The organism is Peribacillus suis (assembly GCF_059384845.1).
The window spans coordinates 3,721,126-3,744,169 of sequence record NZ_CM182019.1 but is presented as its reverse complement, the minus strand read 5'-3'; the positions used below and the strand labels follow the sequence as shown (position 1 = coordinate 3,744,169).

The window sequence follows — 23,044 nt, the reverse complement described above, 5'->3', positions numbered from 1 at the left end:
AATTTTTTTGAAAAATGAGAAAGTTAGTGGGAGCAATCAGGCATACTAATCATCAAAATGAAAAGTTACGGCATCAAGTAGACGGATTTTCCATTAATCAAAGGGAAATCAGTTTCCTTGAAAAATGAGAGGGAATGGAATAATATTCAATTATATGGAATTTATTGATTCGTTCGTGAACTTTAATTAGTGAAAGGCATCACATATGAATAGGATTGCCTTCTTTAATGGAAATTAAGGATATCGCATAGAAATTGAGATGGAAAGCGGGATAAAGAAAAATACTGTAAAGGTGGAAGATTACTTGAAAAAACCAACTATCGTTATTTTGGGAGCAGGTTATGGCGGTTTGATGACCGTAACCCGATTACAAAAAGCATTGGGACAAAATGAAGCGGAAATCATCTTAGTGAATAAAAATGATTATCATTATGAAACAACCTGGTTGCATGAGGCGTCTGCCGGAACCCTTCATCATGATCGTGTGCGCTATCCCATCAAGAATGTCATCAACAAAAGTAAAGTGAGGTTCGTTCAAGACTCCGTTCTAGAAATCAAGACCGAACAGAAAAAAGTCATTCTAGAAAATGGCGAAGTTTCGTATGACATCTTAGTGGTCGGGCTTGGCCCAGAATCAGAAACATTCGGCATTCCAGGATTAAAGGAATATGCCTTCTCCATTTCCAATTTAAACTCGGCCCGGAAAATACGGGATCATATCCAATTGCAATTTGCCACATATAGCTCGGAAATAGAAAAAGACGAAAATCGCTTGACCATCGTAGTCGGTGGAGCTGGGTTTACGGGCATTGAATTCCTTGGGGAGTTAGCCAATCGTGTTCCTGTGCTGTGTAAGGAATATGATATTGACCCTCAGAAAGTCCGCATGTACTGTGTAGAAGCTGCACCGGCGGTACTTCCTGGTTTCGATCCCGAATTAGTGGATTATGCCGTTTCATATCTTCAAAAAAAAGGAGTGGAATTCAAGATTGGCACGCCCATCAAGGGAGCTACCCCTGAAGGAATCATCGTGGCAATTGGTGAAGAGGAAACCGAGGAGATCAAGGCAGGGACCGTTGTGTGGGCAGCTGGAGTTCGTGGGAATTCCGTCATTGAAGCTTCGGGATTCGATGCAATGCGTGGTCGCATAAAAGTGAACCTCGATATGCGGGCACCAGGTCATGATGATATCTTCATCGTGGGTGACTGTTCATTGATCATCAATGAAGAAATAAACCGGCCATATCCCCCTACCGCACAGATTGCCATGCAGCAAGGAGAAGTCATTGCGAAGAACATTACCAAGTTGGTCCGCAACCAAACCGACCTAGATACCTTTACGTTCGAAAACAAAGGGACGGTATGTTCACTTGGTGAGCATGATGCAATCGGGGTTGTTTTTGGTAAGAAAGTGACGGGGAAAACGGCCTCGTTCATGAAGAAAATGGTGGATAACAGAGCGTTATTATTGATAGGCGGCCCTTATTTGGTTGCGAAAAAGGGTAAATTCAACATCCTGTAATTTCATAATAAAAGGTATGAGCCATTCAAGAAATTTCCGGGATGGCTTTTTTCTATTGTGTATGACTGAAAAAAAAGGTTTATAATACAAATATTGAGAGAAATGAGGAGTGAAATGATTGGAACGTTGCAAAAATGTCTGGTTGGCTGTATCGGGTCTCGTGATTTCCGATAAAGGCGAATGGCTTGTCGTTAATAAACGGTATGGAGGATTGGAAGGTCAATGGTCCCTCCCTGCCGGCTTCGTTCGAAATGATGAAACGGTGGATGAGGCAGTCATTAGAGAAGTGCTGGAGGAGACGGGGATTCATACGGAAATTGAAGGGATGGTAGGCGTCAGGAGTGGAGTCATCAAAGGGGAAATAAGTGATAATATGTTGGTGTTTTTACTTAAGCCGCTTAGTTTTGATGTATCGGCTCAAATGGACGAGCTATATGAAGCTAAGTTCTATAATCCGGAAGCCCTCATTGCGGAAGGCAAGCAGTCTGTGTTATTGAATCATCTTTTATCCTTTAAAAAGGAAAGAATGCAGACGATGCTCGACGGAGTCAATCCAGGGAATCATTTCGGATATACCTCTTATAAATTATTTATGTAAGACAATGATGCATCACAAGGGATTAATTGGTATTATGTCGTTGACGAACCAATTATGTATTCTGTAAACTAAAAGTGGTTCTTTTAAGGAGGTCTAGAATATTATGCCATTACCGGTATTGGTCATCTCAATACTTTTATTCTTTGTATTGTTTTTCGGGATAGGCTTTTTACTTAACATGCTTTTTCGATCATCATGGATCATGGTCGTCCTTTTTCCTATCGTTTTCCTTGTCATAGTGAATAAAGCCAAGTTGATTGAATATTTCAGACAACCCAGAGACACGTTTTCCGAACTTGGGACGAGCCTAGCATCTTTGCATGCGGCGGATCTGATGATTTTATCAAGTGGATTAATTGGTGCAATAGGGGCTGGAATCACGATTAAGATATTGAGGAATAAGGGGTACCAAATGTTTTAAATAGGTGGGGCTGCCATTTAGTGGTGGTCCTTTTTTCTGTTTTTCTAGTGATATGTAGTCATTTTTGGGTATATATGAATACTTTTCCTCATGTTAGGGAACAAATATCCTTGTGAGAGGAGTGGAATGACATACATATGAAAATCATACGGACATTATTTTTGCGGGTTGCCATCATCCTATTGTTTTTCTTGGCTATTGAATCAACCGTTCATCATGTTTTTGGAGCCGAGCCCGAAGTCCATCCTTTGGAAGAAACGATTAGGAAAAATACGGTATTCGAGCTAGAATATAAAGCCTTTCATCGTGGGCACCATAAAGCGACCTTTATAGCATCGTCCACGAAAAAAAGTGGAGGACCGCCAACGATAGAAGAGGCTATAGAGCTTTCGAAGTATCCAAAACATAAGGTGTTGGCAACGGGATATACAGCAGGCTATGAATCCACCGGTAAATATCCGGATAGCCCGTCTTATGGCATTACCTATTCTGGGGTGAAGGTGAAGCGGGATATGTTTTCGACAATTGCTGCTGATCTATCCGTGTTTCCGATAGGTACCATCCTTTGGATCCCTGATTATGGTTTTGGGGTGGTAGCCGATAAGGGTGGGGCGATTAAAGGGAACCACCTTGACCTGTATTACGACACGGTGCAAGATGTATATGAGAAGTGGGGAAAGAAAACCCTGGAGGTCTATCTTGTACAAAAAGGAAACGGGCGTTTTTCAGAGGAACAGTTATATGAGTTGAATGAAATGAAAGTGAGGCAGGTCTTCAAACATACAATCGCCGAAAAAGCGGTCCATACAAACATGTCTTCCTTTGTGTTTTAAATACATGAATGCTCGCAAAAAAGCCGACTCAATGTAGAGCCGGCTTTTTTGCCGTTCAATCTGTAGGGATGTGGAGGTAGGCTTCGGGATGAAGCGTCCTAGCCAGTTTGGATAGTCCATCCAGCAATCTGGGGGACGGCCGGCAGAATAAGGGTTCTTCCATGATATGAATCGCATGGTTTTGGACGGCTTTCATTTCCGACCAGCGCTTCCGTTTCTTGATTAATTCAGGGTTGACCTTATGTAACGGGACGCCGACCCATGCTAAACAAATGTGGTCCGGGTCCTTTTCTAGGACTTCTTCCGATGGCACTTGAATGCTTGCCATGTCTACTTCTTCAAAGAGGTTATACCCTCCAGCCAGACGGCTGATTTCCGTTAACCAATTGACCCCGCCAGGTGAGAAAAGGGGATTGGGCCACCATTCCCAGTAGAGGGAAGGGGGATGGTCGATGCTGTCCGCTACCATCTTATATTGCCGGATGGTGGAACGGAATTTGTCCGCCTGCAACGCGGCCTTTTCCTGTACCTGAACGGCTTCCCCAAGGGTCAGTAAATCCTGGGCGATATCTTCAAGCGATTGCGGATTAAAGATGATATAAGGAATCTGTCGTTTTTTGAGTGCCTCGATGTTTTTTTCCATACCAGGTACGCTGAGGGAAGCAAGAACCAAATCAGGTTTTAATGATTCCACGAGATCTATGTTAATGGACAGATCTGGACCGACTTTAGGCAGATGCTGTATGGAGTCGGGCCAATCCGAATAGTCATCGATGGCAATCAACTGGTCTTCGATTCCGAGATATGTACAGAGTTCAGTATTACTTGGGCAAAGAGAGATTAATTTCATTTATAAGTCACCTACCCTTGAAAGATTAAAAAATGAAGAACAAGTGCGATGAATACTCCAGTCAATGCGCCGAAAAAGACTTCAATTGGTTTATGGCCCAATAATTCCTTCAATTGCTGTTGCTTCTGCTTCTCCTCTTTCTTCTGCCAATTCTTCGCTTGTTCGACAAATAAATTGAAATCTGTGACAAGCTGATTCAGGACGGCAGCCTGTTCCCCTGCCTGCCTCCTAACACCCGTTGCATCAAACATCGTGATGATGGCAAAAAGTGTCGCAACGGCAAAGATGGGTGAGTCCATGCCCGTTTCAATCCCCACTGCTACGGTAAGTGCAGTCACGGCGGCCGAATGTGAACTTGGCATACCGCCCGTTGAGTTGATCAACGACCAATCCCATTTACGAAAGGCGATGAAATGAATCGGGACTTTAATGAATTGGGCAAAGAAAATGGCGATTAAAGCGGCAATTAAAGGGAAGTTTAAAAAAAATTCCAAAAGTTTCAGCCTTCTTTCCATTTATAAAGTAACGGTGAGACGGGAAAATATTCATCCTTACTAATACTTTCCATCATATCCTATCGATTCCCTGCTTATTGGAAATAAATATGATCTTTCTTATACTATTTCTCTAAAGAGCGGCTTTCTAAACTACTTCCTTACTAGGCAGGTGAAATAAAGCTAAGATTTAGAAAGAAGAGGCGATTCTTTAGAAGGTCTAGGTAGGTCGATAAAGAATATGAATAGTAATCATATGTTTTATAAGGAGGAGATAGTATTGTCTATTTCAAAAGACCCGGTTAGTTACATGGTTCGTCCTGGAAAACTGGAAGACTCCGAGGCGATTTTAGACATCCAGAAATCCGTTGTGTCAGAAGGTGAATTCCTAATCGCGTTATCCACAGAGTTCAATAAAACATCTTCCCAACAAAGCGAATGGGTTCAGAGCATATTGGATCATGAAAGAGAAACATTACTGGTAGCTGAAAGTGAGGGAGAAGTCGTTGGTTGGATAGTATTCGAAATGGCCAAAAATAGAATGCGATTGTCCCATACAGGCACCTTTGGCATGATGATAAGAAAGGGTTACAGAGAAATGGGGATTGGAAGTATGCTACTACAGACATTATTGGATTGGGCAGAGAGCAATCCCTTCATCGAAAAAGTGAGTTTAGGCGTTTTCGCATCAAATCACGGTGCTATTTCATTGTACAAGAAAATGGGGTTCATTGAAGAAGGTCGCAAGGTTAAAGAATTTAAAATGAGTGAATATGAATATGTCGATGATATCCTGATGTACAAATTGGTTAAGTGAAATCGAATGGATCATCTCGTTTAAATGAATGAAGCGGGCATTTCAAATCCACTTTGTGCATTGAATTCGGAAATTTCGGGGAATTTGGTTATAATAGGAGTATTCGAATGGAGGCGTATCAGAATGTTTACAGTGAAACATACATTAAACTTAGATGTTACGGAAGAATGCCTGTTAATGGGTGTGTTTGATCGGCCGATTAAATTCACGGGGATTGGGCAGGAAGCGGATGAGAAATTATCGGGACATCTTACACAATTGGTGAAGGATGGTGATATCTCTTCCAAGAAGAAGTCCATCACTAAAATACATACTTTAGGAAAACTAGGCGTAAAGAGGCTGATTTTTGTCGGTCTAGGGAAAGAAAAAGAACTATCTTTCGAGACTTTAAGGGAAGCTTTAGGGAAGGCCCGCAAAGTGGTGGCTGAATCAAGGCTTACCACAATCAGCATCGCTTTGGACACCTTCACGACTGAACAGTTGGACGCACTGGATGCGGCGCATGCATTCTCCGAGGCATTTGAGCTGGCAGGCTATAAATTTGCCGGGTATAAACAGAAATCGAACCAGATAGAAAAAAGTTTGGAAGCCATCACGGTTTATAGTGAGTGCCAAACGGATGAAGTGGGAGCGGCCCTACATGTCGGCCGTGTGTTTGGGAAAGCGACGAATTCAGCGAGGACGCTAGTTAATACACCTGGGAACTTACTGACTTCCACGGATTTAGCGAACTATTCCATGGAATTGGGGGACCGGTATGGATTCGAGGTTGAAATCCTCGAGAAGGAAGACATGCTCAAGCTTGGAATGGGTGCTCTTCTAGCGGTCAATCAAGGATCGGTCGAACCACCGAAAATGATCGTCCTCAAATATCAGGGAAAAGAAGAATGGACGGATGTAATCGGGTTGGTCGGAAAAGGAATTACCTTTGATACAGGAGGTTACTCATTAAAAACGAAGGCTGGAATCGTTGGAATGAAAACGGATATGGGCGGTGCAGCGGCCGTCTTGGGTGCGATGGAAATCATCGGGGAATTGGGCCCGGATCAAAATGTCGTTGCCGTCATTCCTTCTACCGATAACATGATCAGTGGAAATGCATTTAAACCGGATGATGTGATTACCGCCATGAGTGGTAAAACCATCGAGGTGCTGAATACGGATGCCGAGGGACGGCTTGTATTGGCGGATGCCGTGACATATGCGAAACACCATGGTGCGGAATACCTTGTCGATGTTGCCACCTTAACGGGTGGTGTTATAACGGCCTTGGGCAATGATATGACAGGTGCCATGACCAATAACGTGGAATTCTATGAACAAGTTCAAAAGGCCTCTGAGGAAGCCGGTGAGCCAATGTGGCGCCTGCCGATTACCGAAAAGGATAAAGAGCGTGTGCGTAATAGTAAGATTGCGGATTTGAATAATTCGCCGGGAGGAGCCGGGCATGCCATCATGGGTGGTGCCTTTGTCGGTGAATTTGCCGAATCGACCCCATGGGTCCATCTCGATATTGCGGGAACATCCACGACAGCGAGCGCAAATGAACTGGGTACGGCCGGGGCGACTGGAGTCATGACCCGTACCCTTGCCCTTCTTGTGGAAACATTCAATCCGGGCAAGAACTAGGATCGATGCCGAAGCCGGAAAGAGGCTTCGGTTTTTTCATATGTTGCTCCACTTCAAACTGATGATGACATGGCAATTTATCTCTCCTTTTTTCGGATAAAAATCAAAACGGATGCCATCGGGATTGTACTTGATATCTGGTTCGTTTTTAATACCTGTCTTTTTGATCATGTCGGTGACGGCAGCCGTTTTCGATTCTTGGGCGGCGGACATGAGCCGTGTCGAAAATGGTTTGGACGAGGCAATCATATCCACTACTTTTTTTGCATCATCCATTAACGATTGCGAAGATTTAGCCGATTGAATCAGGAGGTCGGGGTTTCCGGCGGAGAAAGGGCGAAGCAGCGGATCTACCTGATTGCGATAAGGCATTCCCCAATCACGGTTTCTCTGGAAAAAATCTTGGTCGAAAAAAAAATAAGGGATATCAGCCAAAGGTTTGCCTCCCTTTCCTATGTCTTTCCATAGACAGGTTTATTATATAGGTTAAAATATGAGTGGATGTAGAAGATTATGATAGTGTTTTAGAAAGCCGTTTTTCTTACTTGGAAAATAGAAAGAAGTGTACACTATTATTTGTAAAAATCCTCACTTGGTAGTATACTTAAAATACTTGCTTACCTTAAGTAAGTAGCGAGACCGTACTATATAAAACTAAAAAATAGGTGATTTTACTATGAAAATAACAAAGCAAATAAAAGACCTTTTAATAGATAAAATGAACATCCTGAAAACACCGGGTAAAGATGATCTATGCCTGGTCGGTCCCGTGAATCTCCCTGTTAAGCAAGGTGACTTTTCGGCTGTCTTCCAATGGTACACCTGGCTTCAGCTTGATGGCGAGGATAATGTTGAAGAAGCAGTGCTCGAATCGCTTTCGACTGCCAACTTGGCTTTTGGCCAGCAATCTTCGGTATTGGTGTATGGTGATTTCGAGAAAGCGGAGGATGCACTCGTCCGTATGCACAGCATCTGCCATACGGGGGATATATTCGGCAGTCAACGTTGTGATTGCGGATACCAGCTTCACCAATCGATGAGGATGATTGCCGACGCAGGAACCGGCGCCATTTTTTACCTTGCGGATCATGAGGGAAGAGGTATTGGCTTATTTACAAAATCATTGGCTTACTTGCTTCAGCAAGAAGGATTTGACACCGTTGAAGCGAACCATGCTTTGGGATTCGAAGATGATACAAGATCTTATGAAGGAGCGATCACGGTGTTGAAAGCTCTGCGTCATAAACCCGTAACGCTGATTACGAATAATCCTAAAAAGCTGGCAGCGCTTAAGGAGCATGGCTTGACGGCGAAGAATCATATCCCGCTTTGGGGTGGTTTGACTGAAACGAATAGTTTCTATCTGGATACAAAAATCAAGAAATCCGGGCATATCCCACTAGAGGATCCCACTGTAATTGTGTGAAGGGGAGCTGTGATGATGAATAATGATCAATATTACATGAAACTGGCTTTGGACCTAGCGGGCAGTGCTAAAGGGAAGACGAACCCGAACCCCATCGTCGGGGCTGTTATTGTGAAAGACGGCGTGATTGCCGGAACAGGGATTCACCGCAAAGCCGGTGAACCGCATGCCGAGGTCCATGCATTCAAAATGGCGGGAGAGTATGCCAAAGGTGGAACTTTATATGTGACGCTTGAACCTTGTTCCCATTATGGGAAAACACCACCATGTGCGAACTTGGTGAAGGAATCGGGAATTAAACGGGTCGTAGTGGCCATGGAAGATCCCAACCCGGAAGTTGCAGGGAGAGGAATCGCGCTTCTTAAAGAGGCAGGCATTGAAGTGGAAGTGGGCATCTTGGAAAAAGAAGCACGAAGGCTGAATGAACGCTTTATCCATAATATGACGACAGGGCGTCCTTTTGTCCTGTCCAAATTTGCGATGACGCTCGATGGGAAACTGGCGACCCACACTGGACATTCGAAATGGATTACAGGGGAAGAATCCCGTCACTCGGTCCACTTGCTACGTAATGAGGTCGATGCGATTTTAGTCGGCATCGGAACGGTCCTGGCCGATAATCCATCCTTGACGACCCGGCTTCCTGAAGGCGGGGGGGAAAATCCGGTCCGCATCATTTTGGATAGTGAACTTCGTGTGCCTCTAGATTCCCATGTCTTACAGGTAGAAGAAGCGAGAACGGTCATTGTCACGCATGAAAATGCCTCGTTGGAAAAAATCGCCTCCCTAAGCGAAAGGGGAGTTGAATTCATCATGGTCCCCAAAACAGAAGCAGGGTTGGATTTGGAGATCCTGATGGCCGAACTATATAAAAAGGGGATAACGGATGTCTTGCTTGAAGGCGGAAGCGAGGTAAATGCTTCATTCTTAAGGGCAGGACTCATCGATAAATATCTAATCTATGTAGCTCCTAAACTATTGGGTGGAAGAAACTCACTTACTCCTTTTTCAGGGGACGATGTAGATCAAATGGATGAAGCCTTGGATGTTTCCATCTCTCATGTTGATACGTTTGGGGAAGACATCCGCATAACGGCTTATCCAAAATAAAATAGACAACAGGTGAGAAGCATGATGGGTAAAACGGATGTTTGCATTGTCGGTTCAGGACCTGGAGGGGCGCTTTTAGCCTATTTATTGGCCAAACAGAACATTTCGGTCATCCTCCTTGAGCGGAATCAGGCAGTCGCACAGGAATTTCGAGGGGAATTCTTAAACGATGAAGGGGAGAGCATCCTTAAAAAGCTTGGCTTATTTGCGAAAGTGGAGAATCTGGGCCTGCTTAGAATGGAACAGATTGAATATTGGCAGGAGGGGCGACTGGTAAAAGAGATTTATCCGGACGCCCATCAAGATAATCTGGGCATTCATGTTCCGCAGAAGCATCTGTTGAAGGTGATCTTGGATGAAGCTGAAAAGTTAGATTCCTTCCACTTGATGCTGAACACGAGGGTGACAGATCTCGTCCAGGACAAAGAGGGGCGGTTCTGTGGAGTGAAAGCCGTTAAGGATGGGAGTGAATTCACCATTCAAAGCCGATTGATTGTCGGGGCGGATGGAAGGTTTTCAACGGTCCGGAAAAAAGCGAAAATCCCGGTTGAGGTCAAGAACCACGGCTATGATTTACTCTGGGCTAAAATACCGGCCCCTTACGGATGGAAGCCATCGATCAAGAATGCATTGGTCAATGGTTCCCAGTTGGCACTCTTCACTCAGGCGGGGGGTTTCATCCAAATCGGATGGAATATAGAACATGGTTCGTACCCTCAGCTTCGGAAACAGCCTTTTGAACCTTTTATTGAAAAGTTGATCATGAATTTCCCAGAGTTACGGAGTGTGGTCCGTGAAAATATCCAATCCTGGCAGGACTTCATTTTATTGGACGTTCATAGTTGCTCATGTGAAACGTGGACCAAAGATGGTGTTCTGCTAGTGGGGGACGCGGCCCATACCATGACCCCCACTGGTGCTTTCGGACTCAATTGTGCCCTTGGGGACGCTGAGCTAGTGGCCCAACAAATTTATGAACACATCCTTCTGGGAGATAGCGGATTAACGGGGCTCAAAAGGGCGGAGCCAAAAAGAAGAGCTTATATTGAAAAGCTACAGGCCTTGCAGGTGGACATGGAGAAATCTTTTGAATCCTTGTTTACCGCGTATGTTTAAATGGAGAGTGAAGAAGATGAGATTCGGTTTTGATATAGATGATACTTTGATTAATTTAAGGGAATATGCATTCCAGTTATATAATGAAAAGCTCAATAAAAATGTAGAGTTAACAAAATTCAAAGCCTTGAAAACCTTGGAGATTCATGAATTGTTCGAGATGAGTAAAGAAGAAGGCGGAAAAATGTGGAATAGCCTTGCCGAAGAAATCTATTATTCCTCGTGCCCGGCGTTTGAGGGGGCAGTGGAAGCATTACAGACCCTTGAAAACGAAGGACATGAAATCTTTTATATTACGGCAAGAAAAGCCGAGCATGGTGAACGGACGAAACAATGGATGATCGAGAATGGATTCCCTGTAAAGGACGACCATTTTTATTGCGGCATGAAAGACCATGAAAAAATTGAAACGATCAAGAAATTGGAGCTGGACTATTATTTCGATGATAAACCGGCCGTTTTGGAAACGTTGGTGGGCATTCAAACGAAGGTATATGCCATCGATAATTCCTATAACCGTGAGATAGAATCCATCCCTAGACTGACAAACTGGTCGGAGCTGAAGCAGGTTATATCCAAGTAAGACAGGCATGCATATGAGATGGAGGATGACTGGAAGGTACCCGGATCATCCTCTTTTCTTCATCAATAATGAATGGTTATTCATTTATATCTGTTATAACTCACCCAGACAAGGTAGAATGGTTTTAATGATAGAATTCTAAAATGAAAGGGATGGGTCAAGATGGATATCAATGTGGAAGGTTCGTTGATTGGCGCACTTGGGATAGAAATGAAGGAATTGAGTAATGGGAAAGTCATTGCGACCATGCCCGTCGACGAACGGACAAAACAGCCATTTGGTCTATTGCATGGAGGCGCATCGGTTGCCCTGGCCGAGTCGGTTGCGAGCATCGGTGGTTTCCAGCTGGTCGACGGCACGAAACAAGCGGTCGTCGGGCTTGAAATCAACGCAAATCATGTAAGGGGTGTCCGTTCGGGCCTTGTCACTGCAGAAGGGAACATCCTTCATCATGGGAGAACGACCATGATTTGGGATGTGAAGATCCGGGATGAAGAAGGAAACCTGGTCTGCGTTTCCAGATGTACGCTGGCAGTCATCGACCTGCCAAAGTGAGAGTGAACAAAAAGGAGCTGCCGTTGGGTAAAACGGCAGCTCCTTTTTTGCTTCATCGGCTTTTCTTCAAATCATCCTGGACACTTTGATCCCACATTTTAACGCCAGAATGGTAGGCGGAGCGGTTGATCAAATGTCCGGCTACTGGACTGGTCATGAAGATGAAGATGATGGCTAGTACGACACGGAAATCGAAATGACTGTGCTTGTAATAAAAGTATAAGAGTGTCCCAATCAGGATGAACATGATCCCGAGGGTGGAACTTTTGGATACGGCATGATTTCGTGTATAAACATCAGGCAACCGGATAATGCCGAAGGCGGATACCAAGAATAGAAAGACACCGATCAAAATAAAGCCTGCAGAAAGAATTTCAGCGATTTCGGTCATTTTCGATGATCTCCCCTTTCTCAAGGAACTTGGCGAAAGCGACCGTTCCGATAAATGACAGGATGCCGAGCAACAGGATGGCTTCTAAATAAGCATTCGTATCCATGACGATGGATGCGAGCGCCACGAGAGCGATGAGGTTGATGCCCATCGCATCCAGGGCAATGACCCGGTCAGGAACAGAAGGTCCTTTAATTAACCGGTATAGAAACCCGAGCATGGATAGTGAGACACCGAGCAAAGCGATTTTAAGTAAAAGATCGAACATTATTTGCTCACCTCCATGATTGCTTTTTCAAATGTGTATTTAATGCTGTCGACGGCTTCTTCTTTATCAGCGATATCCATCGCGTGGATATAAAGGATGCGATTGTCTTCCGAAACCTCCACAACCAGGGTGCCTGGGGTCAGTGTGATTAAATTGGATAGGACGGTAATCTCCCAATCCTTCGTAAGCACGGTCTCGTATGCGAAGATACCCGGTTTCATATCGAGCCTTGGCTTAAGTATGACCTTAAGTACGCTAATATTGGATAACAGGAGCTCCCTGGCGAAAATGAAGAACAGCCGGATGACGGCATACACTCGGTTAAGATAAAAACGGCTGGTGAAAAAATGACGGAAGATAAACAGGATGCCAAGTCCTAAAACATAGCCAATGATGAAGGTGCTTCCGTTGAATTCATTTTTCAAAAACATCCAGATGATAGCCAGGAATACATTCAGTAAAATTTGAAAGGACATCAGGCATTACTCCTTTAAAACCGCATCGATATAAATATCGGGATTCATTAATGTGTCAACGGCTTGTGAAATATAGGGGTAAACCGCTTCTGTTCCCACTCCGTATAAGACGGAAATGGCGACAAGCAGGACCGCAGGGACAAGCATTTTGTTGACCGTTGCCTTACCTAGGGTATACGCGACTTTCGGGGTTCCCCAAAAACCGTGTATGAAAATTTTCATCACAGAATATAAGACCATCAAACTTGATAGCAAGACCATTGCCAAGCCAATATAGGCTCCTTTGTCGGCTGCCCCTTGAAGGATCATCAGCTTGCCGGCAAATCCGCTGAATGGAGGGATTCCGGCCAGTGATATGGCTGCGATGAAGAAGGTCCAGGCAAGGCCAGGATATTGCTTGATCAATCCGCCCATATTCCGTAAATCATCAGAGCCACTGATCTTAATCATGATGCCCACCAATAAAAACAGTGCGGCTTTGATCAACATGTCATGAATGATGTATAAGATCGATCCGGATAAGGCTGGTTCATTCATCAACGAAATTCCGAAGATGATGACGCCGACGGCAATGATGATATTATAAATGATGATTTTTTTAACATCCCAATAGGCGATTGCACCGATGACTCCCATGATGATGGTTAAAATCGCCAGGACTTGGAGAAACATATGGGTGAAATCTTGGTCATGATGAAACATGAGTGTATAGGTCCTGAAAATGGAATAGACCCCGACTTTGGTAAGCAAGGCTCCAAATAAGGCCATCACGGGGATAGGCGGTGCATAGTAAGAACCCGGAAGCCACTGGAATAGCGGAAAAATGGCTCCCTTCAAGCCAAAGACGATCAAGAAGCCGATCGCGAGGACCGATAGGATGGCAGGTTGTCCTGCCTCTGCTATCCGCTGACTCAGGTGTGCCATATTCAACGTGCCGAGCACCGAATACAGATAAGCGACCATGATGACGAAAAAGGAGGAAGAAAGAACATTGACGATGATGTACTTCAATGATTCCCTCAGCTGAATTTTCGTTCCTCCCAAGACAAGGAGTACGTAGGAGGCCATCAGCATGACTTCAAAAAAGACGAATAGGTTGAACAGGTCACCGGTAAGGAATGCCCCATTTACGCCAATCAGCAAAAATTGAAAGACAGGATAGTAATAATGGGCCTCACGTTCTTTCCCTATGGAGTAAAACGAGTAAACCAGTATCGCCAATCCAATGATATTCGTGGTCAGAACGAGTAAGGAGGCAAGCATGTCAGCGACAATCACAATACCGAAAGGCGCATCCCAGCTGCCGACTCCCAGTGTCAAGATCCCTTCATTATGAACGGAAAGGACCAAATAGATAGCAATCCCGATTCCGATGAGGGATGAAATGAAAGAAATCCCTCGTTGAAGCTTGATTTTTTTTGAAAAGAAAATAAGGATGATGCCTGTAAAAAGCGGTAATAAAACAGGCAAGAATGGTAGATTAATCATTTGTGTCGGTACCTCTCATTTCTTCCATATCGTCCGTCCCCAGTTCCTGGTAGGTCCGGTAGGCAAGTACTAATAAAAAGGAAGTCACACCGAAGCTGATGACGATCGCCGTTAAGATGAGAGCTTGTGGAAGCGGGTCAACATAAGACGTCGCCACATCCCCAAGCAATGGGACGGAACCTCCTTTTAAACCACCCATCGTTAAAATCAAAAGATGGGCCCCATGACTAAGCAACCCTGTACCGATGATGATCCGCAAAATGCTCTTGGATAGCATCAAGTAGGTTGCACACATAAATAGAATTCCTATGACAATGGCCATTAAAAGTTCCATTATTCACTCTCCCCTATCGTTTGAATAATGGTCATCGTTACACCAACAACCACGAGGTAAACGCCTAAATCAAAAAGTACCGCTGTATGAAGCGAGATGTGACCAAGGATGGGAAAATCGATATAACGGTACACATGAGTCATGAGCGGAACCCCGAACAGGAGCGAACCGGCTACAGTCAAGGCAGAGATGAATAAACCTGCACCTATCATCAGTTTATAGTCAATCGGCAAGATCTCCGCGACGGTTTTAATGTCATAGGCGAGTAAAAGAAGGACAATCGCCGCTGATGTCATCAATCCGCCGACAAACCCGCCCCCCGGTGAGTAGTGGCCGCCTAAAAAGATGGAAACGGAAAAAAGTAGGATAACAAAGGCCGCAACCTTTGTCACCGTTTGAAGAATCAAGTCATTTTGTTTCATGATTTATCTTTCCTCCCAGTCAGTCGCAATTTAATCATCGCGAAGATCCCGAGTGCTGCGATGGAAAGAACACTTATTTCAAACATCGTATCAAGTCCGCGGAAGTCAACGAGAATGACATTGACCACGTTTTTTCCTCCTGCTTCCTTATACGCATTTTCAAGGTAATAACTTGAAATGGAAGCAAATAGCTTATTGCTATGCGCTGATAAAGCAATCAATGTGACGATCACGCCAACGCCACTTGAAATCAAGGCATTATTCAACCTGAATGTCATCCGCTCTTCCTTCCTGCTTGCAAGTAATGGTAAATGGAAGAAACAGAGCAGGAAAAGCGCGACGGAGATGGTTTCAATGACAAGTTGCGTCAATGCCAAATCCGGTGCTCTAAGCAAGACGAAAAATAGGGAAATGGTATAGCCGACCGCCCCTAAGAGGATGATCGATGTTAAACGGGATTTCGCAAATAGAATGGCAATCGATCCAATCACGATGATAGCCGCCAAAACGACTTCATAGACGCCGAATGGGGCAAAGTTTCCTGTATCGAGTACAAAGGCATCTTTCCAGTAAAGGGAAAAGCCTAAGGAAAGGATGAAGAAAAGGAAAATCGAGAGCAGATAGTTCCGGATCGACCCTGTCATGAGAAACTTCATGATGGTAGATGCCGAGCGTTCCATCCCCTTTAATCCATGATCATAAAGGGAGTTCAATGAAAAACGGTCTGGCACTATCCGATAGATGCCGTTCCATTTGGATAACGTTTTGTATAAAATGATCCCTACCACAATGATTCCGATCGTCATCCATACTTCCGGATGGAAACCATGCCAGAATGCGATATGAACATGATAATCCGGGTCTGCCAAGCTTGGCTGTATACTCGCCACAGCCGGCTCGATGATTGACGAAGATAGTAGATTAGGGAAAATCCCGAATACAAGGACCAAAGACGCAAGGATAATCGGTGAAATCAACATGCCAATCGGTGCTTCATGCGGTTTCTTATCCAAATGTCGAAGTTTCCCTGTAAAAGGCTTAAGAACGACAATCATGCTGTAAATGAAAGTGAAAACACTAGCAACCCAAGCCACTACCGGGAATAACACGCCCGATGTCTCCATATTGAATATATCCAGTTCCAATACATTCACCATGGCAGCCAGGAACATTTCCTTACTTAAGAACCCATTGAACGGAGGAAGCCCGGCCATGGAAAAGGCACCGATGATGGCCACCGTAAAGGTGATGGGCATCAGCTGCATCAAGCCACCAAGCTTGCGGATGTCCCTTGTACCGGTTTCGTGGTCAATAATACCTGCCACCATGAATAGACTTCCTTTGAAGGTTGCATGGTTAATCAAGTGGAAGACGGCGGCCACTGTTGCGGCCAGGTATATATTGTCTCCCAGCGTGTCATAGTGAAGGGCAGCGGCTCCGATTCCCAATAGAGACATGATCAAACCAAGCTGACTGACGGTGGAAAAGGCAAGAATCCCCTTTAAGTCCGTTTGTTTCACAGCTGAGAATGAACCCCAGAATAAGGTGACCAACCCGGCAATCGAAACGAGCCAGAACCAGACACCGGATTCCGCAAACACCGGGCTTAGACGGGCAACCAGATAAATGCCAGCCTTGACCATTGTCGCGGAATGGAGATAGGCACTGACTGGTGTCGGTGCTTCCATGGCATCAGGTAGCCAGATGTGAAATGGGAACTGTGCCGATTTAGTGAAGGCACCCAGTAAAATGAGTAGAAGAGCAGGGATGAAAAGCGGATGATCCAACAGTTCGCTGCTTTGAGCTATCAGTTCCCTTATGCTGTAGGTGTTTCCCATGATGGAAAGGAGCACGATTCCCCCAAGCATGCTTAATCCGCCAAAGACGGTGATCAGCAGGGATTTTTGAGCTCCATAACGTGAGCGTTCCCTTTCGTTCCAATACCCAATGAGTAAAAAGGATGACAAACTTGTAAATTCCCAAAATGAATAGAGAACGATTAAATTGTCGGAAAGGACCACACCAAGCATGGCGCCCATGAATAGTAAGAGAAAGACATAAAACTGGTTCAGTTTTTCTTTTTCTTTTGATAGATAAAAGATGGAATACAAAATAACGAGTGAACCAATCCCCGTTATGAGCAGAGCGAACAAAAGACCTAGTCCGTCTACATAAAAGTCAATATGTATTCCTAGTGAAGGAATCCAAGTAGCCCGTTCAGTTATGGTCTCCCCTTGTTTGGTTGAAGAAATGAACCGGGAAAAATAGCTAAATAGAAGAACGGGTAAAATCAGTACAAACCAGCCAGTATGTATTCGACGTAAATACTTGTATAAAAACGGTATTAAGATGGCCAAAAGAAATGGTGATAATACCGCCCAATGAAGCAAAGACATAAACTCCCCCCTTATAAACGAAGTCATCGCCTTATTATGCATTTTTTTACACAATCCTAGACGGTAAAGTATCTTCGTTGAATGTGTTTTTTTTATATGTGTTACGTGTCATTCCTAAAAGTATAACCCAATTTTTGAGGGTTTGCATGACATAAGGAGCGAGGAATACTGATTGATATCGAGTTTTATATATAGGTAGAAAAGGAGCGTGAAACGGCTCAAAAAATATTTTCAGAGGGGTGCAAAGAGGGGAATATATGTAAAAATCCATTGTGAAATCCTTTTATATCTTGCATAATAATAGGATAAAAGATACATGGATGGAGAAAAAATGAAAAACACGTATTTACTTAGTTATTTCCCGATCATTGCGATACTACTGTTTAGTCTGTCCTTTGCGATTTATGGGGAAATGCAGGTGCTTATCTTATTCGGGAATTTAGGAATCTATCAAGGGATGCTGGAGTTCTTTTCCGAGACAGGAATTAAGCTTGCCTTGATGATTGTGTTGTTGTTGGTCATGTTCATGGTGTTTGCAGCGCTGAAGTTAATCTCGGACACGGTCATTGAGCTTTCCCTTCTATTCTTTTCCAAAGATTCGGATGGGAAAGCATTGACGAGCATCAGGATGGGGTCGGTTATTTATGTGATCGGCGGAGCTTGTTCATTGTTCAGCGTCCAATTCCTCCCGGGGCTCATTTCCATCTTCCTTATCACGAATGTCGTGGCCCTGATTTACTTTGTGTTTAAGTTAAGCTCCAGTGTGAATGTATCTGGGCTGGTCGGACTCATCTTCTTTCCCATCTTCGTATGGACCGCGTTAGTCGCCATCGTCGCTTATTCAGGGTTGAAGTTGTATAACAGCGTGATTGCCAGCCTACCGATATAGCGAATACTCATCCATATACGGAGAAAAGAGCTGCCGGGAACATCCGGCAGCTCTTTTCTCATCGTGTACTTGGTTCCTTATATGAGTGCGTTGATCTTGTTTTGTATGGAAGTGGCATTCGTTGTGAACAAGATATACGTATCAGATACAGTATGAAGCACGATACGATCCGTTGTAGCATATGGCGTGCCAATTCTGATCGCACGTTTATTTTCACCCGCATATGTATCATCTTGAGTCACCTTTATGATTTCGGAAATGGGTATTTCTATTGTGGATAGTTGCCATTTAATGAGTAAATGATCCTGTGATTTTTCAATTGCGATTCCTAGCATCATAATCCCTCCGTCGTCTTATCATGACTTGCTTTTACCATTCAGCGGCTTGGCTGATTGCCTTCCATATCTCTATCTGGGGCTGTCGCGAATAGACGGCTTGCAGGTTGGCTGGCTTATCTTTCCCAACCCAGACGCCGGTTGTATAGTTTCCTGTCAGGCCGACGAACCAAATGTCTTTGGCATCATTGGTTGTGCCTGTTTTCCCCCCGATATATTCAGACGGGAAATAGGCTGAGCGTGCCGTCCCATTCATGGTGACTTCGTGAAGAAGCTGCCTCATTTTGCTGACGGTTTCTTTATTCCACACCTTTTTCGATTGATTTTTCCATTTATAAAGAACGTTTCCTTCTTGGTCCGTGACCTTCGTGATTGCCCGTGCAGGCTGGTAGCGGCCATCATTGAATGATGTAAAGGCATTGGTCATTTCGAGAGGGCTCATCCCGTATTCAAATCCGCCGATGGCCGAACTGATGTGGTGATCTTGGATGGACACCTTTTTGAATTGAAAGGCATTAAGATAGCTGAAGCTCTTTTCTATGCCGGTCTTTTCAAAAAGCCTGATGGCCGGCGTATTATAGGATTGTGCAAAAGCATTCCTTATCGTGACCATGCCGTAGCTCGCCCCATTGTAATTTTGTGGACAGTAGCTGTTGCTACAATAGTTTGCGCCGCTAACAAGCTGATCGATTTCCGCTCCCGTTTCTTCTATATAAGGTGCATAATCCAGAAGAGGCTTTATGGTCGAACCAGGTTGCCTGTAACTTTGGTATGCCCGGTTGAAAGAATTTTTTTTATAATCCTTTCCCCCAATCAAAGAGACAAGCTGGTGCGTATGATGCTGTATAACCACTGACGCACCTTCGATATCATTGAATCCGATTTTCGATTGCATGGCCGACTTGGCCTGGGTCTGTAAATTGATATCGAGTGCCGTGTGAATGGTCACGCCAGATTTCAGAAGCTTTGTGACCTGTTCATTCAGTTTGGCTTCCGCTTGATTGCGTGTGACTTCATCCGAGCTTTTCAATGGTTTTGTCAGACCTTCCGCCGAAGCGACCAGGTTTTTCAACTCTTGATGGACATATGTCACATAATCAGGGTATAAATCGATGTTGGTGGACAAGTCCAACCTGATTTCCTTTTTAATGAGTTTATCGAATTCCTTCTGCTCAAGTTTACCTTGGACAACCATTTGTTTTAGTATCCGCTCCTGACGCTTTTTCGTGTTATCAAAGTGTTTAAGAGGGTTATAGAGTTCGGGATTATTAGGAATGGCTGCAAGAAAGGCCACTTCGGCCTTTGATAGATCCTTGATCGATCGGCTGAAGTAGAGTTGGGAAGCCGCCTCGATTCCGTAAGCCCCGTTGTTGAAGTAAATGGCATTCATATAGAGCTCGATGATTTCGGACTTGGACCGTTTCCGTTCTAGCTGGTAGGCGTAAAAGAGTTCACTTAGCTTTCGGTTATACGTCTTGTCATGGGTAAGGAAAACATTCCTGGCCAATTGCTGGGTGATGGTACTCCCGCCTTGTTTGATCGCACTCTTCTGTGAATTGACAAGCAAGGCCCTACTGATCGCGGTTATATCAATTCCCCTATGCTCATAAAATTTTTGATCTTCCGTGACAATGAACAGGTCTTCTAGAAACACGGGGATATCGTCAAGCTTCAAATAGATCCGGTTTTCTCCATTGGGAATTTCACTAATCACTTTCCCATTTGCGGCCGTCATGTAACTGGTCTGAGCCAGGTCAATCTGATCGAAGGGGATGCGTTCATCCAAGACATGATGGGGAGTTTCAGCTAAAGACCACTCCTGATAGGAAAGAAAGATGAAGATGGATAAGACAGGAACTAAGAAGAAAATCGTGATATAGCCAAGGTACGCGCGCATAGTTCAACTTCCTAACTAATATATTTTTAGTAACTTAATGGAAAATATGTGGGTAAAAAAGAGTGGTCCTTTCGCTCCGTTTTATCCATCATAATCCAAATAAGGAAGATGATAAAGGGTTTCTTCTGAAGTTGCTTAACGCAATGGGGAAAAACTGGCTGGGTGAATGGCTCTGGCTTAATGAAAATCAAATAAAAACTTATTTCAATCTTCTGTTATAATATTCTTACGGAAAAAATAACCAAATTTAGTCGGCGGAAAGATGTCATGAATAAGGAGGGTTCGGAAAATGGATGGACAACAGCAGTATGTATTCATTGATTTTGAATTTACAATGCCCGAAGGAAAGGCAAATCCAGTTGGTTTCTATCCGGAGATCATTGAGGTCGGTTTAATCGCAGTCGTAAACGATACAGTCCAAGAACAGTTTTCTTCCTACGTTAATCCGTCAAGGTTTCCAGAATTGACGAATCGATGCAAGAAATTCCTGAATATTACCCAAAACCAGGTGGATCGTGGAATTTCATTTGAAGAATTGGTTTCCTTTTTAGCAAAATTGGATGAGAAGCATCCAACGACCATCGTCACCTGGGGTAACATGGATATGAAGGTGCTTCGTCAGAACTGTCAAAAAGCAGGTCTGAATTTCCCTTTCACGGGGAAACAGAGCGATCTTTGCCTGGAATACAAGCGTTTCTTCGGAGATCAAAATCAAACGGGATTATGGAAAGCCGTACAGGCCTATGGAAAAGAGGGGACAGGTAAGCATCATAGGGCCCTTGATGATGCCATTACCACGTATAATATCTTTAAACTGGTGGAGAAAGACAAAAGTTATATGAAAAATCACGAACCGACGACAATCGGTGACCGCATCGATTTATCCAAAGTATTGAATCATTTAGCGTTATAAAAGCCAAATCAATTTCTATTGATTTGGCTTTTATTATATGTTATTTAAAATAATCCGCTGCTAGGTCTTCAAGCAGCTCCAAACTTTTGTTGTTCCATTCTGTTTGGCTTTCGGTTAAAGTGCGGGACATCTTCTCAACAGATACCCGTAAGGATTCCTTATAATCTGGAATGTCCCCATCGTATACCCTCACCATATTCATCGGGACATTGGTTTGTTCCCGGAATGCAAGGGCACGTCGTTGATGAAACATGGATACTTCCGTTTGCTTCGGATTATGAAGGTCTCCCTGCATAGGATGCTTCATGACTGCCAATACTTTTACAAGATATGCAGAAGGACGGATATCGGTGATTTCCCCGATATATTTCCCTGTTTTATAAATGGCGGTTACCTTATCGCCAACCTTGAATTCATGCTCGGACATTCCTTCATCCACCTTTCTTGTTCACTCCCTACATGATACATAAGTACGATGATTTTATACAATGAATTTGTTTACTGTATCAAAGATGCATTTTTTTCCGAAGTCGTGTAAAGTGTAGAAATGAAGGTTAAAGAATGGAGATATGAGCCATTTATTTAAAAACGAAAGAGGTAATGAACCATGACAACATTTCCACAATTAACAACCGAAATATCGGAAAATGAAAAAGCGGTGATCATGCAGACGACGCTTGGTGATATTAAAATCAAGCTGTTTCCCAAGCATGCTCCTAAAACAGTAGAAAACTTCTTAACACATGCCGAGAATGGATATTACGATGGAATCATCTTCCACCGTGTCATAAAGGATTTCATGCTACAAGGCGGAGATCCGACAGGTACAGGAATGGGTGGGGAAAGCATCTGGGGCACGAATTTTGAAGATGAATTCTCCATGGAACTGTTCAATCTGCGCGGAGCCCTTTCCATGGCGAATGCGGGTCCAGGAACGAACGGAAGCCAATTCTTCATCGTTCAGGCACAGCATGTAGACAGCAGAATGGGTGAACAAATGAAGCAAGCCGGATATCCGGAAGAAATCATCAGTGCGTATATGGAAAATGGCGGAACACCATGGTTAGACCACAAACATTCCGTTTTTGGCCAAGTTATCGAGGGCATGGATGTTGTCGATACGATCGCCAATGTAGAGACGGTTGCGGGAGACAAGCCAGCTGTGGATGTAGTCATTAAAGGCATTCCGATTTTATAAACGAAGGTACGTGAAGCGGGGGGCATAGGGCCTCTCGCTTTTTAGTTTCTAGGGGAGGAACTTGACTAGTGGATTGATTCAAT

Annotated in this window: 27 protein-coding genes; 14 read left to right on the top strand and 13 right to left on the bottom strand. The window is 44.0% G+C overall.

What is annotated here, in order from left to right:
• The first annotated feature begins 304 nt into the window (after nucleotides 1-304).
• The 4 genes from AC503W_RS18405 to spsC all read left to right on the top strand — a co-directional run bounded on the left by AC503W_RS18405 (nucleotide 305) and on the right by spsC (nucleotide 3,374).
• A complete protein-coding gene (locus tag AC503W_RS18405; protein WP_494915354.1) occupies nucleotides 305-1,522 on the top strand; it encodes an NAD(P)/FAD-dependent oxidoreductase in 1,218 nt (405 codons plus the stop codon).
• Between the two features lie 118 nt (nucleotides 1,523-1,640).
• Complete coding sequence (locus AC503W_RS18400; protein ID WP_407407366.1) at nucleotides 1,641-2,120, top strand: NUDIX domain-containing protein; 480 nt, start codon at nucleotides 1,641-1,643, stop codon at nucleotides 2,118-2,120.
• Between the two features lie 103 nt (nucleotides 2,121-2,223).
• Nucleotides 2,224-2,541, top strand: a complete 318-nt coding sequence (locus tag AC503W_RS18395; protein WP_494915352.1) for a YuiB family protein — start codon at nucleotides 2,224-2,226, stop codon at nucleotides 2,539-2,541.
• Between the two features lie 137 nt (nucleotides 2,542-2,678).
• The gene (gene spsC / locus AC503W_RS18390) at nucleotides 2,679-3,374 is read left to right on the top strand and encodes a stationary phase survival protein SpsC (RefSeq protein ID WP_494915351.1); all 696 of its coding nucleotides are present in this window, start codon (nucleotides 2,679-2,681) and stop codon (nucleotides 3,372-3,374) included.
• Nucleotides 3,375-3,429: 55 nt separating this feature from the next.
• On the opposite strand, the gene AC503W_RS18385 is transcribed toward spsC, so the two are convergent.
• Nucleotides 3,430-4,224 (bottom strand): cobalamin-binding protein, encoded by a 795-nt coding sequence (locus AC503W_RS18385; RefSeq protein WP_494915349.1) that lies wholly within the window; start codon nucleotides 4,222-4,224, stop codon nucleotides 3,430-3,432.
• A gap of 11 nt (nucleotides 4,225-4,235) precedes the next feature.
• Nucleotides 4,236-4,718 (bottom strand): divergent PAP2 family protein, encoded by a 483-nt coding sequence (locus AC503W_RS18380; RefSeq protein WP_402871041.1) that lies wholly within the window; start codon nucleotides 4,716-4,718, stop codon nucleotides 4,236-4,238.
• A gap of 280 nt (nucleotides 4,719-4,998) precedes the next feature.
• Between AC503W_RS18380 and AC503W_RS18375 the strand changes: the two genes are divergently transcribed.
• A complete protein-coding gene (locus tag AC503W_RS18375; RefSeq protein WP_494915347.1) occupies nucleotides 4,999-5,535 on the top strand; it encodes a GNAT family N-acetyltransferase in 537 nt (178 codons plus the stop codon).
• Nucleotides 5,536-5,658: 123 nt separating this feature from the next.
• Nucleotides 5,659-7,164 (top strand): leucyl aminopeptidase, encoded by a 1,506-nt coding sequence (locus AC503W_RS18370; RefSeq protein WP_402954320.1) that lies wholly within the window; start codon nucleotides 5,659-5,661, stop codon nucleotides 7,162-7,164.
• Nucleotides 7,165-7,200: 36 nt separating this feature from the next.
• Here the strand turns inward: AC503W_RS18370 and AC503W_RS18365 are convergent, their stop codons facing one another.
• On the bottom strand, nucleotides 7,201-7,599 hold the full coding sequence (locus AC503W_RS18365; RefSeq protein ID WP_402871049.1) for a YuzC family spore coat inner layer protein: 399 nt from the start codon (nucleotides 7,597-7,599) through the stop codon (nucleotides 7,201-7,203).
• A 241-nt stretch (nucleotides 7,600-7,840) separates the two neighbouring features.
• Between AC503W_RS18365 and AC503W_RS18360 the strand changes: the two genes are divergently transcribed.
• From AC503W_RS18360 to AC503W_RS18340, 5 genes are all read left to right on the top strand, one after another.
• Nucleotides 7,841-8,590 (top strand): GTP cyclohydrolase II, encoded by a 750-nt coding sequence (locus AC503W_RS18360; protein WP_402954312.1) that lies wholly within the window; start codon nucleotides 7,841-7,843, stop codon nucleotides 8,588-8,590.
• A gap of 15 nt (nucleotides 8,591-8,605) precedes the next feature.
• Entirely contained in the window at nucleotides 8,606-9,700 is a 1,095-nt protein-coding gene (gene ribD, locus AC503W_RS18355) for a bifunctional diaminohydroxyphosphoribosylaminopyrimidine deaminase/5-amino-6-(5-phosphoribosylamino)uracil reductase RibD (protein ID WP_494917404.1), read from the top strand.
• Between the two features lie 21 nt (nucleotides 9,701-9,721).
• On the top strand, nucleotides 9,722-10,816 hold the full coding sequence (locus tag AC503W_RS18350; RefSeq protein WP_403125167.1) for an FAD-dependent monooxygenase: 1,095 nt from the start codon (nucleotides 9,722-9,724) through the stop codon (nucleotides 10,814-10,816).
• 16 nt (nucleotides 10,817-10,832) lie between these two features.
• Nucleotides 10,833-11,399 (top strand): 5' nucleotidase, NT5C type, encoded by a 567-nt coding sequence (locus tag AC503W_RS18345; protein ID WP_402871341.1) that lies wholly within the window; start codon nucleotides 10,833-10,835, stop codon nucleotides 11,397-11,399.
• A gap of 162 nt (nucleotides 11,400-11,561) precedes the next feature.
• The gene (locus AC503W_RS18340; protein ID WP_402871057.1) at nucleotides 11,562-11,954 is read left to right on the top strand and encodes a hotdog fold thioesterase; all 393 of its coding nucleotides are present in this window, start codon (nucleotides 11,562-11,564) and stop codon (nucleotides 11,952-11,954) included.
• A 52-nt stretch (nucleotides 11,955-12,006) separates the two neighbouring features.
• Here the strand turns inward: AC503W_RS18340 and mnhG are convergent, their stop codons facing one another.
• From mnhG to AC503W_RS18305, 7 genes are read right to left on the bottom strand one after another with little or no spacing between them, the layout of a single operon-like run.
• Nucleotides 12,007-12,345: a monovalent cation/H(+) antiporter subunit G gene (gene mnhG, locus AC503W_RS18335; protein ID WP_402954303.1), complete on the bottom strand. Its 339-nt coding sequence runs from the start codon at nucleotides 12,343-12,345 to the stop codon at nucleotides 12,007-12,009.
• The gene (locus AC503W_RS18330; protein ID WP_402871344.1) at nucleotides 12,329-12,565 is read right to left on the bottom strand and encodes a Na(+)/H(+) antiporter subunit F1; all 237 of its coding nucleotides are present in this window, start codon (nucleotides 12,563-12,565) and stop codon (nucleotides 12,329-12,331) included. Before AC503W_RS18330 ends, mnhG begins: the two co-directional genes overlap by 17 nt.
• A gap of 47 nt (nucleotides 12,566-12,612) precedes the next feature.
• The gene (locus AC503W_RS18325) at nucleotides 12,613-13,089 is read right to left on the bottom strand and encodes a Na+/H+ antiporter subunit E (RefSeq protein WP_402871061.1); all 477 of its coding nucleotides are present in this window, start codon (nucleotides 13,087-13,089) and stop codon (nucleotides 12,613-12,615) included.
• 6 nt (nucleotides 13,090-13,095) lie between these two features.
• Nucleotides 13,096-14,577, bottom strand: a complete 1,482-nt coding sequence (locus AC503W_RS18320; protein WP_494915343.1) for a Na+/H+ antiporter subunit D — start codon at nucleotides 14,575-14,577, stop codon at nucleotides 13,096-13,098.
• Nucleotides 14,570-14,911 (bottom strand): Na(+)/H(+) antiporter subunit C, encoded by a 342-nt coding sequence (locus AC503W_RS18315; protein ID WP_402871066.1) that lies wholly within the window; start codon nucleotides 14,909-14,911, stop codon nucleotides 14,570-14,572. The genes AC503W_RS18320 and AC503W_RS18315 overlap by 8 nt, the downstream gene beginning before the upstream one ends.
• On the bottom strand, nucleotides 14,911-15,333 hold the full coding sequence (locus tag AC503W_RS18310; RefSeq protein WP_402871069.1) for a Na(+)/H(+) antiporter subunit B: 423 nt from the start codon (nucleotides 15,331-15,333) through the stop codon (nucleotides 14,911-14,913). The genes AC503W_RS18315 and AC503W_RS18310 overlap by 1 nt, the downstream gene beginning before the upstream one ends.
• The gene (locus AC503W_RS18305) at nucleotides 15,330-17,729 is read right to left on the bottom strand and encodes a Na+/H+ antiporter subunit A (protein WP_494915340.1); all 2,400 of its coding nucleotides are present in this window, start codon (nucleotides 17,727-17,729) and stop codon (nucleotides 15,330-15,332) included. The genes AC503W_RS18310 and AC503W_RS18305 overlap by 4 nt, the downstream gene beginning before the upstream one ends.
• A gap of 316 nt (nucleotides 17,730-18,045) precedes the next feature.
• Between AC503W_RS18305 and AC503W_RS18300 the strand changes: the two genes are divergently transcribed.
• A complete protein-coding gene (locus AC503W_RS18300) occupies nucleotides 18,046-18,618 on the top strand; it encodes a DUF5366 family protein (RefSeq protein ID WP_402871073.1) in 573 nt (190 codons plus the stop codon).
• A 77-nt stretch (nucleotides 18,619-18,695) separates the two neighbouring features.
• Here AC503W_RS18300 and AC503W_RS18295 read toward each other — a convergent pair whose 3' ends face one another.
• Complete coding sequence (locus AC503W_RS18295; RefSeq protein ID WP_494917402.1) at nucleotides 18,696-18,953, bottom strand: SunI/YnzG family protein; 258 nt, start codon at nucleotides 18,951-18,953, stop codon at nucleotides 18,696-18,698.
• A 34-nt stretch (nucleotides 18,954-18,987) separates the two neighbouring features.
• Nucleotides 18,988-20,850, bottom strand: a complete 1,863-nt coding sequence (locus tag AC503W_RS18290; RefSeq protein ID WP_427650451.1) for a transglycosylase domain-containing protein — start codon at nucleotides 20,848-20,850, stop codon at nucleotides 18,988-18,990.
• Nucleotides 20,851-21,139: 289 nt separating this feature from the next.
• Here AC503W_RS18290 and kapD point away from each other — a divergent pair, with 289 nt between their 5' ends.
• Nucleotides 21,140-21,763 (top strand): 3'-5' exonuclease KapD, encoded by a 624-nt coding sequence (gene kapD, locus AC503W_RS18285; protein ID WP_402871079.1) that lies wholly within the window; start codon nucleotides 21,140-21,142, stop codon nucleotides 21,761-21,763.
• Nucleotides 21,764-21,803: 40 nt separating this feature from the next.
• Here the strand turns inward: kapD and kapB are convergent, their stop codons facing one another.
• A complete protein-coding gene (gene kapB / locus AC503W_RS18280; protein ID WP_427650453.1) occupies nucleotides 21,804-22,190 on the bottom strand; it encodes a kinase-associated lipoprotein KapB in 387 nt (128 codons plus the stop codon).
• Nucleotides 22,191-22,370: 180 nt separating this feature from the next.
• On the opposite strand from kapB, the gene AC503W_RS18275 reads away from it, so the two are divergent.
• Nucleotides 22,371-22,961, top strand: coding sequence for a peptidylprolyl isomerase (locus tag AC503W_RS18275; protein WP_494915337.1), 591 nt, complete (start codon nucleotides 22,371-22,373; stop codon nucleotides 22,959-22,961).
• Nucleotides 22,962-23,044 lie beyond the last annotated feature (83 nt).